The following is a 14,435-nucleotide window of genomic DNA, read 5'->3' on the forward strand; positions in this document are numbered from 1 at the left end:
AGCAAAACTTAAACAAACCCGCCCATGTAATAAGCGCCCGCATAACCCACGGTATAACTTACTAACAAATAGAGCGACAAACGTAAGTAACTCATAAAAGTTAGCTCTTTTACTTTACTCATAGCAATAATACCCGCAGCCGATCCAATAATTAACATAGATCCACCAACACCAGTTGCATAAGTAAACGATAACCAATTTTGCTGGCTCATTACTATATTGGCTTTTAGTAAAGCAGCAGTGAGCGGTACGTTATCAACCCCGGCCGACAAAATACCCATTAAGTAGTTAGCGTACTGTGGCGCCATAACGGTGTAAAGGTCGGTAAACTTACTTAGCATTCCAATCTCTTTTAATGCACCTACCAATAATAAAACCCCGACGAAAAACAGTAAGGTGTCGTATTCTATGTCGCGTACGTAGTCGATAATATTTTTGTTTATGTCTTTTTTCCGCATTAAAAATTGCGCCACTAAAAACATGATTGATAGGCCACATAAAAAAGTTAATAAAGGCGGTACACTGTAAATTACACTCAGCGCAAGTATGCTTATAACTGTGGATACAAAAATAACTGCAATGGTGATATCGGTTTTTTCTATGCGTTTTTTTCCAGACTTTGAAAAGGTTACATCCCCTTTCATGCCAATACTTAGCATTGCCGCTAACAGCATAACGCTAATAAATGCAGGCGCAATAAGCAGTAATAAGTTAGCAATGGTTACCTTGCCATCTAAAAATATCATTAAGGTTGTTACGTCACCGGTAATTAACGACACACCACCGGAGTTAACACCAAACACAATAAGTGTGGCATATTTTATAAGCTTTTTAGGCGGTAGCTTTAACGACATAACTACAGCAAGCGATATTAACGTAGCCGTTACGTTGTCTGAAACCGACGAAAACAAAAAGGCAAATACCCCAACCAAAAACATCAGCTTGCGTTCGCTAATACTTGTTGGCATTACTCTGTGCACAATATTTTCGATAAACCCTTTTGAGTTTAAATAAGCAACAAAGGTCATGGCGGCCATTAAAAACAACCACAGCGATGCTATCTCTAAAATATTTTCGTTAAGGAGTTCTTGTACTTGCTCTGGGCTTTGCCCATGCAAAGGGAAAATAAACAGGAGGATCCAGCAAAGCGTGCCAAAAAAAAGCGTGGTTTTAGCTTTATTTACATGGATGATATCTTCTATAACAATCAATAAAAATCCGATCGCTATCAGGGTTAGAATAATCGTGGAAACCATGGGTATTAAATAACCTTTGATATTGTTTTAAAGAACACACGTAAAGTCCCTCTCGACGTGCCTATTTTCGGCGCGAATGTTAGCACTGCGGCTATACAAAAACTATTATTAAATAGTCTTAAAAACGAATACCATATACAGGCTAGATTAATTAGAATACGTAATAATGAGACGCTTCTAAATTCTCAATAATAAATTACTAGGATGTTGTAACACCTTATGATCCCAGCTAAAAAGCGACTAAATACCCTTAGCGAACATTGGGGAGTTTTAGAGCTATTATTTAAACGTTTTAAAATGGCCGACTTTAGCCTAAAAGACGTGCAAAATGCGATAAAGCAAAAACAACCCACGTGGAACAACGAGCGCATTTACAAAGAAACAAACCGTTTGCTCAATCAAGATATTTTAATTCCACTGGCTAAATCATCACAGCTTGAAATTAACCGTGCAATTGCTGACTTTGCTACTTTTTTACTGCAAGAAGAGCATTTGGGCTTAGCACAAGAAATTAGCGTGTTAGTAGACGATCTTGCCCGTTTAGGTAATCGTTTAGATAACGCTGGTAGCATGGAAGACTTTGACGATTTACGCCGATTTAGCCGTATTATGGATGATCGGGTACGTAAAATAATGAAGCTCTACGCGCACAACGAAAACGCCATTTTAAATATTGTTGAACAAGCTAAATCAAACAATGCGGTGCAATCACTACAAAAACGCTACAAATCAGTAATCGAAGCCTTTGATGAATACATAGAGCCCATGCTTGAAATGGTCGATATTAGGGGCGATTTTCATGCCTGCTTTACAATAATAGAGCAGCAAATCAGTAAACAAATCGAATTTATTGAACGCTCTGGTAAAGCATACACCGACAAACGCATGCTAGAACAGCTACGAACTCGCATACTCGAAATGAACCTAATGGGCCGAGAGAGTTTACGTAAAAGTGCCGATATGCTCATGCCCCTGCGCGAAGAGCTACGCCGAAATAACTTAGTTACACGCCAAGCTGCCAAAGTGCTCGGCCTTGTACGTAAAAATGGCGTAGATAACATGCTAAGCGCTGTACAACCTAATTTTGTAACCGACTCTCAGCGTTATTCGCTTGGGCAACAACGCCATATTATCGCGTACATGGCAAGCTTGGTAGAATTCGAACATGAAGAATATCAACTTCCCGAACAACAAGATGTACCCGCATTTGTAACGCCTAACATTCCTGACTACAACGATGTAAAAACAAGCTTTGCTAAACGCTTTAACAAAAAACGTAAAAAACCACAGCCACTGCTGCAGTTTTTAGATGAAAGCTACCCCGACTTAGACGCCGACGAAATGCTCTTTTTATATCAAAAATTAGTCAGTGATAGCGACATTGAAATTAGCCAAAGCGATGAAAAAGCCCGAGTTAAAATTGCCGGCCAGCACTTTTCACTTTACCCATTTAATTCTCAGGCATCAGATTCAGCAACTCAGCCTAATACTGAGGCAGATAAGTAATTACCATGACACATATAAACCTAGAAGAACTCACTCACCTGCAAGCAATCAATAAAAAATTAACTGCGGGTTACCACATTTGCGAACAAGACAACGTAATGTGGCAAGAACTCGACCAACACATTGAATCTTACAGCGCACTATTTACCGCATTAGGCCATGACATAAAACACGATAGCCGTGGCTTTTACTATTTTGCCAGCGACGAAAGTACGCCAAATATGGGTAAAATATCGCGCGCTATCGCACTCACTATTTACATTTTAATTGAGCACTTTGCCAATACCGGTAAAGACCCAATGCGCGCCCTGTTTGATGAAGTAAACGATTTAGAACTGATGCAAACCTTAGTGCAAATAAACAAGCACTTGTTTGATCAGCTTGAGATATTTTCGGGCTCAGATTTACGAAAAGATGTTTACCTGCGTATGGTTCGTTTAGGCCTTGCCCGTGAAGTAGAAGGCGGCTTTATGCTACAAGCCCCTATTCACCGCTACATTGATGCATTAATGGAAGTAAACGAAGAAACCTACATGACGGAGGACGAGGAATGAACAACTTATACGGACTGAGTAAACTCGCCCTACTTAATACCGCAGGTTATGCAAAGTGTGTGATCCCGCTTGATAAAAGCAGCTCTATTTGTGCGCCAAATAATACCGGTAAAAGCTCGGTTATTAACGCCCTACAATTTCCGCTTATAAACGATTTGCGCCTAACCGAATGGGACGGGCACGATTTAGATGAAACCCGTAAGTTTTATTTCTCATCAGATCAGTCGTACATTTTACTTGAAGCTAACCTCCCCCATGGCTCCGTGGTTATTGGTGTAGCGGGTCTGGGTAAAATAGCCGGTTACGCGCACCAGTACTTTTGTTATCAGGGCAAGCTCGACTTAGAACAGTACACGCAAGGTAATACCATAATTAAATTTACCAAGCTGTTTAATCATTTAAAGTCGCTTAATTACAATCCTATTGAGTTAAAAGCACAAGAGCTAAACGCCCTGCTTACCGGCGGCGCAACGCCCTTTGACGGCGACATTAATTTAAAAATGATCCCGCTTAATAACGTGCAAGACTCCGCCATTTATAAAGAAATTTTTAGGCGTATTCTTAACTTACACAAATTGGGCGCAAGCGATGTTAAGCGCTTTATGCTGCGAGTGTTTGAGCGCCATATGTCAAACTCAAAGGTTGATTTTTACGAAGTATGGCGTCGCTCGTTTGACAAAGTAAACCGGGCTAAGCGGGAATTAAAAGCCCTTGAATCAATGCAAGAGCCAATAAGCGCCCTTGAATCAATGCTTGAAAATCAAACCGTGCTTAAAGGTAAATTAGCAGCGTACGCGCCTAAAATTGACCAAGCACTCATTGACTTTGACACCTACCAAGAAGAGCAGCTTAGTGAACTTGGTATAGCACTTGAAGACATTGAACACGAAAAGCACGAATTTGAGCAAAAACAAAGCCTATACGTACAGCAATCGCGCGATATAGAGCGCAAACAAACTCAAATTGAGCAATGGTTTTTAGATTACAGCGCCCTTAAAAGCGAGTTTGAACTGGTAAATAAAGCCACAATTAAAACCAACCTTGGCCAACTTAAGCAAGACTACGAGTCGCTTTCGCACTCTATTACCAGCGCACAAGGGCAAAGCTTGCACACGCTTGATTACCGCATTAGCGAAACGCAAAAACAAATTAAAAGCTTAAAACTGCAGCTTAAAAACCTGGAGTTTAATTTGTTCACCCGTATGCGCGAAGACCTATCGCTTAAAGAAGTGGAAGAAATATCACGCATTTTAAACCCCGACCTACTCTCGTTTGCCACCACCACTAATGGCGATATAACCATTGATGACGAAGATGCCTTTGGGGAATTTTTATCGTTATTAAGCGATAACGTTAAAGGCGGTGTGCTTACTTTGCCAGGCGCAAGTATTAAACTTAAAAAGCTTTCGCCAGTACACATGCAAAGCGGCGAAAACAAAGAGCAATTAACCGCGCAGTTAAGTGCGCTTGAACACTCGTTAAAAGAGTTTAAACAACAGCGCGAAGTGGCAGCCAATGTTGCCGATAAACAAAAAGAAAAAGACGCACTCTACGATGAACTAATGAGTCTTGAGGGAGCACTAAAACGTTTAGAGCAATTTGAAGTAATGCAGCAGTCGGTAGACGCGCAAGCCATGCTAAAAGAGCAATTATTAGCAGAGCGCGAACAAGTTGACGATTACCTGCAAGACACTCAAAAAAATAGTGGCTCAATTGCAGACAGACGCTCGTTAATTAAATCAAAGCAAGAGCAAATTAATCGCCAAACTGAGCGCCTTCGCCAAGTTAAAAGTGAGCGAATTGATCACACGCTTGATTTATACAGCGGTAAAGTGACCCCGTACATGATTGATATAATGGTCGATTTTGATAACCTAAGCGACTTAGTACATCACTTTAATAAAGACTGCCAAGAGCTTCGTAACTTTGACATAAACGTGCGTAATACCTATTTGCATGTTTATAACGCAGGTATTACTAAGTTCGATAACGAAACCGACGAATTCACTAAATACCAAAAGTTAATTAGCGCATTTCATAACCTTGATAACGAACGCGATGCCGTTGAGCGCCAAGGCCGCGTGGCACTAACCGAAGTAGCCGCCACGATTAAGGGCTTGCGTGAAGACTTAGACCGCCTTCGCCGCGAAATGAACAGCTTTAATAAAGGCATAAGCCAGCACCGTATTTCTAACCTTCAAGCGTTTAAAATTAACGTAATACCGCGCAAAATGCTAGTTGATAGTATTGATACCATTATCAGTACGTCGCATCAGTTTGAGCAAGGCGACACGCTTGATTTACTGAGCCAAGAACCTTACAGCGAAAGCGCGGTAAACGAAGCAAAAGATCACCTGATAAAGCTCGCCTCAGACAAAGCAGGCCTTACATTAACTGACTTATTCGATATTCGTTTTGAAGTAGTTAACCGCGCAGGTGAAACCGAACACTTTGAAAAAATAGACTCAGCCGGCTCAAATGGCACACGTATTACTATTAAGTTATTGTGTGGCATGTTGTTTATTCGTTACTTATTAAGCGATCAGGAACAAAACCTGTACCGTATACCTATTTATATTGATGAAGCGGCCGACATTGACCCGCAAAACCAAAAAGCAATTATAGAAACCGCATTGAGCTTTGGCTTTGTGCCTATATTTGCCTCAGTTAAGCCGCAAATAAGTTGTGACTACATTGTGCCGATTCGTTCGGTAAAAGATGGCGCACAAAACTGGGTAGATGAAAAAGATTGGATAGAAGTAGAGCATTAAATTTTTGAGTGGCTAATTAGCATTAATTAGTCATTCATATTCATCACACTAAACTAATTTTTAGAACCTTTTAATAATACACATTTATATAAGGTGTGTTATTTTAAGGTAATGCATTTTATTGGAGCAAACGTAATGAAAAATATACTTATTGTTGCAGCACTAGCACTACTTAGCGCTTGTACTCAAACCCCAGATTGGGATTACGATAAATCAGCTAACTTTAGTAATTTTAAAACATTTGCTTGGGTAGAAAACGCGAGTTTAACTAAAGACACCAACAACTACCAAATTAACGGTTTAATGGAAAAACGTGTGCGTACTGCGGTAAATAATGAGCTTACAAACACCCTTGGTATGACATTAGTAGATCCAACCCAAGCTGACGTACTAGTTAACTATCATGCGTCGGTAGATAAAGAATTAGAAGTAGATACATTTAATACTGGTTACAGTAACCGTTGGGGTTACTGGGGTACTGGTTTTCAACGAGACACAACAGCGCGTGAATACGAAGTGGGTACATTGGTTATCGATATTGTAGACAGCGCATCTAATCAGTTAATTTGGCGCGGTGCTAAAGAAGGCCGTTTAAAGAAAAAACAATCGCCAGAGCAACGCGAAGCGTCAATTAAAAAAACAGTCGCAAATATTTTAAGCAACTTCCCGCCGCAAAAGCAGCAGTAATTTTAAAGTTAGTTTTTAAAAAGCTCACAGTATGTGAGCTTTTTTGTTAACAAAGGACTCATACCTTGGCATTTTTAAAGTACTTTACAGTCACTCTACTCGCTTTTTTTGCTGCGCTCCCCGCACATGCGGAAAATTTAAAATTAACTCCGGGTTTGTGGCAAGGCATTTACAAAAATAATTTTGAATACAATGTACTGGAAATAAAAGAAAACGGAGAACACAGTTTAATCATTGCAAATATCGCCAGTGCATTTCATAGAAATAAATCAATTGCGTTTAATAATAACGATATTAAATGCAGTCGCCTTAATTGCACTATTACACTTATTAGCCCTAATAAAGAACATCTGCAATTTACATTAATTTTAAGCCGTTTTTTAGATAATTCATTTGAGGTATTAGAAATTTATTCTAATGCAGAAGATAATTTTGTCATGTCAAAAACTTACCGGTTGGAAAAACAAGAACGGCAATCTACCGTTCATACATTTATAGATAAATACCGCTCTAAAATAGATAAATTAGCAACAATAGAAAAGTCAGGCTTATATGGTTTTTGGATAGGATTATTAAATTTAGACGGCAATCAGAAACTCGCAAGTATTGAATTTCATCCCAATAAAGAGTCATATTTCAATTATTTTATAAGTGATGGCATAGTCAGTACCACGTTTATGCCACAAGATATTAAAGAAAAAGACAACGTACTGGAAATCACGACCAGCAATCCACTCTTCGCAAATAAACTAATTATTCATAAAGACAACCGAGAACTCAAAGGCTATATGTATTCAAACCACAAAGGTACAACACTTCAAACTGGCTCATTTAAATTGTATCGCTTTGAAAGGCCTGAGTGACCTATAATCCAAGTATAATTCTATGACAATTTATACTTATACAATAAATTTAATGGTATATGGCAATAATCATCGGGGTGGTTAGTTAATCGGTCTTGATGCTCTGAATCGCTTGGTACGTAATTGGTTAACTGCTCCACCTTTACCGCAATTTTATCGGCATCGCTGCGCTTATTTATATAATTGCTTGCTGCGTCTAGATGACTTAGGTTTTTGCTGTAAATGCCTGTACGGTATTTTGGGCCTACATCTTCCCCTTGCTTATTAACACTATAGGGGTCGATAATTTCAAAAAAATAGTCAAACAGTTGATTGAGTGAAACAACACTTGAGTCAAACGTTACTTTTACACACTCGGCATAACCATCGTATTCTCCTTGCGTGGTATTACTTGCGCCGTTAGCACGCCCAGCTTGGGTTGTTATAACGCCGGGTAAATGTTTCATAAACTCTTGCACGCCCCATAAGCAGCCGCCGGCAAAATAAAGTGTATTGTGTTGCTGAACTGTCATCGTTTATCTAACTCAATAAAGTTAATTAAAAATACATGTGTATTGTAACGCGTTAATTATACAAATGATTATCAAATGCAGATTTTTATAATTACTGTACAATAGCGCACAAAATTGCACTGACTAAGTTAAGCTAGCCCACCCGCTTTATATAGTTTTTATTAGTGCCCAAACACATTATGAGATACACCATGAATCGCACTGAGCATTTTATATTTTCTGCACTGCTGTGCAGCATTACACCTTTTACTTATGCGCAAGCTACAAGCAACACCGAAACAGCAATAGAACAAATTACTGTTGAGGCATCGGCCACGGCAAATAAATTACCCGTTGGGACCTTTGACTCCCCCGTCTCTAATTTAGAATACGACCCTCGTGTTGATTTACAATCACGAAATATGGCAGAAGCCCAGGCTGATGTAACAATCCGTGGTGGTATTTTCGAAAACACAGGGTTTAGAGTCGGCAGTGCTACCCTACTCGACCCTCAAACAGGTCATTACGTTGCTGAGCTCCCAATTGCACCGCAAATGCTAACTGGACCTTACATTTTAACCGGGGCCGACAATGCCTTAAACGGTATGAACAGCTCTGTGGGATCGATTTCGTTTGGTTTTAAACCTATCACAACTGGCGGCAATGTCTCTGTTGGTACAGGTACAAACAACTTTAACTTACACAGTATTTACGCAGGAATAAGCACAGAAATTGATGGTGCTAAAAATTGGCAACTGGGCTTTGAGGGCGAATATTCTCATTCACAAAGTGACGGTTCAATAGAAAACGGCGATCACGATTTTAACCGCGCCTCTGCGCGCATACAGTTAATAGGTGCGGATTCGCAAACCGATGTGCTGTATGGCTCACAAGACAAGTTTTTTGGCTGGCCAAATATGTACACACCATTTGGCGTAAACGAAACAGAAGAACTAGAAACCCGCTTACTCATGCTTAACCACCAGCAAAATTACGCAGACAATAGCCATTTTGAGGTGTCGGCCTATTACAGAAAACACAACGACCATTATGTATTTTCTCGTGAGAATCCAAGCGCCTTTGAAGCATTTCATGAAACTAAAGTAAAATCGATTGCTGTATCAGGAAGCCATGCACAAAACACCGCGTTTGCAGTAAATTATTCAGCGCAATATATTGAAGATGAAATAGAGTCGACCACACTTGAGAATAATTTTACCTCACGCACTTATTACAAACTGAGCGTATTACCTGAATATAAAATCGACCTTCAACAAAACCAGCTATTAACACTTCGCCTAGGTGCGGCTTTTGACGACACAAACCGAGATGACTCTGAGTTATCGCTCATTGGCGATATTTCACTAAACACTCAAAACAGTGATGGCTCTGAGCAAACCGTTTACTTATCGTATGCGCAAGCGAGCCAAGTTGCAGGCTACACCGCTATTGGTGGCAGTGATCAAGGCGGGTTATTTAGAAGTAATTACAACCTTGAGCGCGAAACAACTAAAAACCTAGAGCTTGGCTATTTAATACAAGAGCAAACCTGGCAGCTTAATTCAGCAGTTTTTTACCGAGAGGATAACAACCTAACCGATTGGACTTTTAGTTTTGACTCTAGCTCTGCCCGCTTTGCTAATCCGGTAGACATAGACGCCACCGGCGTTGAATTCTTTGCGACTAAGTATTTTGATACAACCGAGCTCATTGCAAGCTACACCTACTTAAATAAGTCAGAAAACTATGGTGATGCAGATATCGACGCCAGCTTTTACGCGTTAAATTTTCCTGATCACCGTGTTACCTTAGGTGCAATTTGGGCACCAAACGACCTAATAGAAATGAGGATTGATAACGAGTGGCGTAAACAGCACGAAAACGCACTGCGCAGTGGCAAAGACACCGCATTATTTACGCAAGTGTCGCTAAAAATTACGCCAACCGTTATTAATAATTTATTTATTACGTTAGCTGCAGACAATGTGTGGGATGAATCGTTTGAAGAAATACCCGGCACACCTGGGCGCGGTGAGCAATATACGTTAAGTGCAACGTATAGCTGGTAATAAATAAAGCCGGCGTTTACAAACTCAATGTTTACCTTAGTTTGTAAACGCTGTGTTGGTTTATATAAAAACGACTTTTAGGCAAAATATATTGCACAAAGAGAAATGAGTGAGGAGTAAATGAGTAAACCTAACCTCATATCGCTTTCTTAATTGATTTACGTTTATGTCTGAAAAATTAAGTATCCAATGATGTTAGACCAGAACAGCTCGCTTAAAAGACTTCACCAATTTGTTTCTCTTTATGCACTTGATCTTTTACAAGAGGCTGCACTTCTAACGTGAGCAAGCTCTACTTCTACAATAAAGGCAATGCCGGGCTTTATTTGTGTTCTAGGTCGAATTCGGTGGTGTGGCCGTCGCCGTGGATGAGTTGATAGCGGGATAGGTCGCCGTTATCTAACGTTATTAGGCTTATTGCGGAGTCGCTTACTAAATACTTTTGGCCTTCGCCTAGAGTTCGGTGTTTGTCTACTTCCATGTGCCAGCGTTTGGTGAAAAAGTTAAGCGGGCTCTTGGGGCCGTATAAAATAGAGTCTAGTTTATCTAGTACGTTTATTAACTTACGCGGGAATTCGTTTTTTATCCCGCTTGCGGTGAGCTGCCATATTCTGTTTGGGTGATCGCCAAAACGCTTTTGCACCGAAAAACAAAACGAGTAATGTACATCGCCCGATAAAATAAGGGTTTCGTTTGGGGTGTCGGTGCGTCTAAAGGTGTCGAGTAGTTTTTTAGCCGAGCCTTCGTGGGCCATCCAGTTTTCTACATCCACCATCAGTGGCTGGCCGCATATATTAAAAGCCGCTTGAATGGCTTCTATTGATTTAACACCAAATACTGGCGCTGGCGATACTATAATGACTTTATCGTGACTGAGTAGGCTTTCTTCAAGCTCTGTAAGGCGTTCCCAATCGAGCAGGCCTGATGGCTCGTTAAAATTGCTTTCGTTACGCCAGCGGTGTGTGCGGGTGTCGAGCACCACAACTTTAGGTGTTGTAGTTAACTCGTAATGCCAATGGTTAAATTCGTTTAGGGGTTTATCAAACGCTTTAAATTGCCATTGGTTATTAGCGCTTAAGCTTTGTTTAAATGGCGGTATTAGCGCGCCTGTTTTTGTTAGCGCGTCGTTACCCATACCTTGGAACAACCAGTAACTTATAAGCCCATTATTAATTATACGTTTACTGCTTGGGTTTTGGTTTATGGCTTGCTCCCACCCTGCGGTGAGGTTCCAATCGTCGGTTACGTCGTGATCGTCAAACATCATTAACGTAGACACATTAGCAAATAATTTTTCTACTTCATTCAGCCCTTTAGCATAGCCAAGCAACGCCGATTTTTCGGCATTAAAAATACGCTGATGCTCTGGGTTTTGCCCGGTGTATTGTGCGTTTTGTAAATCAACACATTGCCAGGCAGCGGCGCTTAAATTAAGTAAATAAAGCGCTATAAATTCTTCAAAGTGAATAAGGTGGTTAAATGCTTTTACGCTTGAAAAATGCGGCTCGTCTTTTTTTAGCCAGTAACCCACACCCAGTTTGGAGCGCTTTTGCCACGGGGTTTTGGGTAAAAAATGGTGCCTGTTGTATAGCTGTTCATCAATTTTGTTAGGCAGAGGCAACGCCATAGATTGCTCTTTATAAATACCTAGCTTTTCAATAAGCTGATGAATAACCAATAACATAGGCCCTGCTACATCGTCGGCGTAAACTTGGTCGCCGCTTAACAGCAATAATTGTGCGCCAGGTGTATTTTGGCTGCGTTGAGTGTTTTGCCATTGGCTTGCGGTTACTAGGCTGTCTTTTGCGGGGTGATGCGCGTTTCGGCACGAGCCATGTAATATGCTATTTAGTTTATTGGGTATAACAAATGCTGGAGTTGCTTGATTGCTGAAAGCCCAAGCCGATAGATCAACCTCATTGCCATTTATTATTAATTGATACGCTAGTAAAGTGTCGAGCTCAAAAGGTGTACTTGCCGGTTTTACAACTACAAAGTGTAAATAAAGGTGTTCGCCTAGTGTAATGGTTTGCTGCTCGCTAGTACTTTGCGTATTGAGTATATTAATTTGGCACTGTGCGGGGGTTGACGTTGCAAATACTATGCACACGCCTGTTTGCTCAGCGCGGCGCACCATTGGCCCCATAAGTAAAATAGGAAGTTGCGCCGCGTGAGTCGTCATATTATTAGCCTTTAGCTGCTAATTTAAATAGCGAGTAAAAGTTATCGGTGGTGGCTTTAGCTAGTTCGTTAAAGCTAATACCTTTTAACTCACTAATGTAATACGCAACATCTTGCACGTAAGCAGGCTGATTAGTTTGCCCACGGTGCGGTACGGGTGCTAAATACGGCGAATCGGTTTCTATTAGTAGTCGGTCGAGTGGGATTTGCTTTACCACGTCTTTAAGCTCTACTGCATTTTTAAACGTTACAATACCTGAAATAGAAATATAAAAGCCCATATCTATGGCTTTTTTAGCCATGTCCCAATCTTCTGTAAAACAATGCAGTACGCCGCCACAGTTTTCGGCGTTGTGCTCGCGCATTAGGTTAATGGTGTCGGCCCGGGCGTCGCGTGTATGAATAATTAGCGGCTTTTGTAGTTCGTTTGCCACGTCAATATGGCCTACAAAACTTGCTTGCTGTACGGCATGCGTGTCTTTTGCGTAGTAGTAATCTAGGCCTGTTTCGCCTATCGCAACTACTTTATTGTGTGACGCTAAATCAATTAATTGCTGTTTGTTAAGCGCGTCTTTTTGATCAAGCGGATGTACGCCACACGAGGCCGACACATCGTCGTAGTGCTTAATTTTATCAAGCATACTTGGGAATTGGTCAAGCGTAACGCTTACACATAAAAAGTGTTCAACCTGTTTGGCGCGTGCTTGGTCTAGCACTTGGTCTAGGTTTAAATCGAGTTTATCAAAATCAAGACGGTCTAAATGGCAATGCGAATCTACAATCAAAATTGGGCCTGTTTTTTACTACATGGTGTAAGTTGGATTACCGGAGTTTAACATAGTCCCCAGTAGTTTTTCGATCTTGGCGTTCAGGTTTGTTTTGTCGTCTAAAAAGCTAATACCAATCCCTGGCGGGTTTGAGCTTTGTGCGCCCTGCGGGGTAATCCACGCAACCTTGCCAGTGACTATGTCGTCTTCTAGTGCGTCGGGAAGGGTTACACGTAACGCCAGCGAGTGCCCTACTTCGTAACGCATGTTAGTACGCACAAATAAGCCGCCTTTTTTTAAGTAAGGCATGTAACAGCGATATAATTCGTCTAGGTCGTCTATATCTACTAATAGCTCTTGCATGGTTAATCCTTTTATTTATTACGTAAAATGTACGCTAATCGTGATACGGCGAGCGGTAAATTAAGGCCGAGAATTTTTGTGTTATTTTGCAAAAATTCGCTAAGTGCTTGTTGCGCTTCTTGATACGCTTCAAAGCTCATACCTTGTAATAATTGCTGTTTTAATTGCTCGCTTAAAAATAAGGTAAATATACGAACCAGCTCCGGTTGTTTATTTATTATATCGACTAACGCTTTGAAATTATGGCTTTGTTTAAACTCAGTTGCAAACTTATAAAGGGTATCTATATTTTGTAACTGGTTTTGCTCTTGCCACTGTTTTACTTGTAATGGCTGGCTATAAAAAAGCGGTAGCCAAGGGTAATTTTGTATTTGTAACGACTCAAGCCATTGCTGCGCTAGTTGTGTACTTGTTACTTTTACGTCGGTTTTAGCGCATCGGCTTAAAATAGTGGCTGGCAATTGCGCAGGTTGGCTTGTGGTTAATATTAAAAACCGGCTATTGCTTGGCTCTTCAAGCGTTTTTAACAAGGCGTTAGCCGCTGCCATGGTCATTTTTTCGCAGTTTTCTATTACCACTACTTTATTGCCATTTTGCGCTGCTGAGTGGTTCATAAAATCGCTAATGGCGCGTATGTCGTCTACGCCAATGCTTTGGCCGTCTACCTGGGTTATGCGCTTGTCGGGGTGCGTACCCGCAAGGTTAAGCGAGCAACTTTTACATTGTCCACATGGCGCTAAAATACTGTTTGGTGCGGCTGTTTGCTGGGTAATATTTTGGCATAACAAGGCATTGGTTAGTTCGTCACTTAAGGCAAACTTACCTACACCCACTGGCCCACAAAACAATTGGGCATGATGAAAACGCTGACCACGAAAGCTTTGTGCTAAGTGTTGCTGTGTTTCATATAGCCAAGGTAGAGACATG

12 protein-coding genes are annotated in these 14,435 nt (G+C 40.8%); 6 read left to right on the plus strand and 6 right to left on the minus strand.

Going from position 1 to position 14,435, the window contains the following annotated elements:
* Positions 1 to 8 precede the first annotated feature (8 nt).
* Positions 9 to 1,256, minus strand: coding sequence for a sodium:proton antiporter NhaD (gene nhaD / locus ATS72_RS05195; RefSeq protein ID WP_058429071.1), 1,248 nt, complete (start codon positions 1,254 to 1,256; stop codon positions 9 to 11).
* Between the two features lie 219 nt (positions 1,257 to 1,475).
* On the opposite strand from nhaD, the gene ATS72_RS05200 reads away from it, so the two are divergent.
* The 5 genes from ATS72_RS05200 to ATS72_RS05220 all read left to right on the plus strand — a co-directional run bounded on the left by ATS72_RS05200 (position 1,476) and on the right by ATS72_RS05220 (position 7,637).
* Entirely contained in the window at positions 1,476 to 2,762 is a 1,287-nt protein-coding gene (locus ATS72_RS05200; protein ID WP_058429072.1) for a hypothetical protein, read from the plus strand.
* A gap of 5 nt (positions 2,763 to 2,767) precedes the next feature.
* Complete coding sequence (locus ATS72_RS05205; protein WP_008132116.1) at positions 2,768 to 3,316, plus strand: condensin complex protein MksE; 549 nt, start codon at positions 2,768 to 2,770, stop codon at positions 3,314 to 3,316.
* Entirely contained in the window at positions 3,313 to 6,087 is a 2,775-nt protein-coding gene (locus ATS72_RS05210) for a hypothetical protein (protein WP_058429073.1), read from the plus strand. The genes ATS72_RS05205 and ATS72_RS05210 overlap by 4 nt, the downstream gene beginning before the upstream one ends.
* A 135-nt stretch (positions 6,088 to 6,222) precedes the next feature.
* On the plus strand, positions 6,223 to 6,774 hold the full coding sequence (locus ATS72_RS05215) for a DUF4136 domain-containing protein (protein WP_058429181.1): 552 nt from the start codon (positions 6,223 to 6,225) through the stop codon (positions 6,772 to 6,774).
* A 65-nt stretch (positions 6,775 to 6,839) separates the two neighbouring features.
* Complete coding sequence (locus ATS72_RS05220) at positions 6,840 to 7,637, plus strand: hypothetical protein (RefSeq protein WP_058429074.1); 798 nt, start codon at positions 6,840 to 6,842, stop codon at positions 7,635 to 7,637.
* 20 nt (positions 7,638 to 7,657) lie between these two features.
* Here ATS72_RS05220 and ATS72_RS05225 read toward each other — a convergent pair whose 3' ends face one another.
* Positions 7,658 to 8,149 (minus strand): peptide-methionine (S)-S-oxide reductase, encoded by a 492-nt coding sequence (locus ATS72_RS05225; RefSeq protein WP_058429075.1) that lies wholly within the window; start codon positions 8,147 to 8,149, stop codon positions 7,658 to 7,660.
* A gap of 191 nt (positions 8,150 to 8,340) precedes the next feature.
* On the opposite strand from ATS72_RS05225, the gene ATS72_RS05230 reads away from it, so the two are divergent.
* Complete coding sequence (locus ATS72_RS05230) at positions 8,341 to 10,197, plus strand: TonB-dependent receptor plug domain-containing protein (RefSeq protein ID WP_058429076.1); 1,857 nt, start codon at positions 8,341 to 8,343, stop codon at positions 10,195 to 10,197.
* Between the two features lie 322 nt (positions 10,198 to 10,519).
* Here ATS72_RS05230 and ATS72_RS05235 read toward each other — a convergent pair whose 3' ends face one another.
* From ATS72_RS05235 to ATS72_RS05250, 4 genes are read right to left on the minus strand one after another with little or no spacing between them, the layout of a single operon-like run.
* Positions 10,520 to 12,379 carry an alkaline phosphatase D family protein gene (locus ATS72_RS05235; protein ID WP_058429077.1) on the minus strand — a complete coding sequence of 620 codons (1,860 nt, stop codon included), beginning with the start codon at positions 12,377 to 12,379 and terminating at the stop codon, positions 10,520 to 10,522.
* Positions 12,380 to 12,383: 4 nt separating this feature from the next.
* Complete coding sequence (locus ATS72_RS05240; protein ID WP_058429078.1) at positions 12,384 to 13,163, minus strand: TatD family hydrolase; 780 nt, start codon at positions 13,161 to 13,163, stop codon at positions 12,384 to 12,386.
* A gap of 18 nt (positions 13,164 to 13,181) precedes the next feature.
* Entirely contained in the window at positions 13,182 to 13,508 is a 327-nt protein-coding gene (locus ATS72_RS05245) for a PilZ domain-containing protein (RefSeq protein WP_006792298.1), read from the minus strand.
* A gap of 11 nt (positions 13,509 to 13,519) precedes the next feature.
* Positions 13,520 to 14,434 (minus strand): DNA polymerase III subunit, encoded by a 915-nt coding sequence (locus ATS72_RS05250; RefSeq protein WP_058429079.1) that lies wholly within the window; start codon positions 14,432 to 14,434, stop codon positions 13,520 to 13,522.
* Position 14,435: the final 1 nt, after the last annotated feature.

Origin of the sequence: Pseudoalteromonas sp. 13-15 (genome assembly GCF_001468205.2) — a bacterium.
Classification (GTDB): domain Bacteria; phylum Pseudomonadota; class Gammaproteobacteria; order Enterobacterales; family Alteromonadaceae; genus Pseudoalteromonas; species Pseudoalteromonas marina.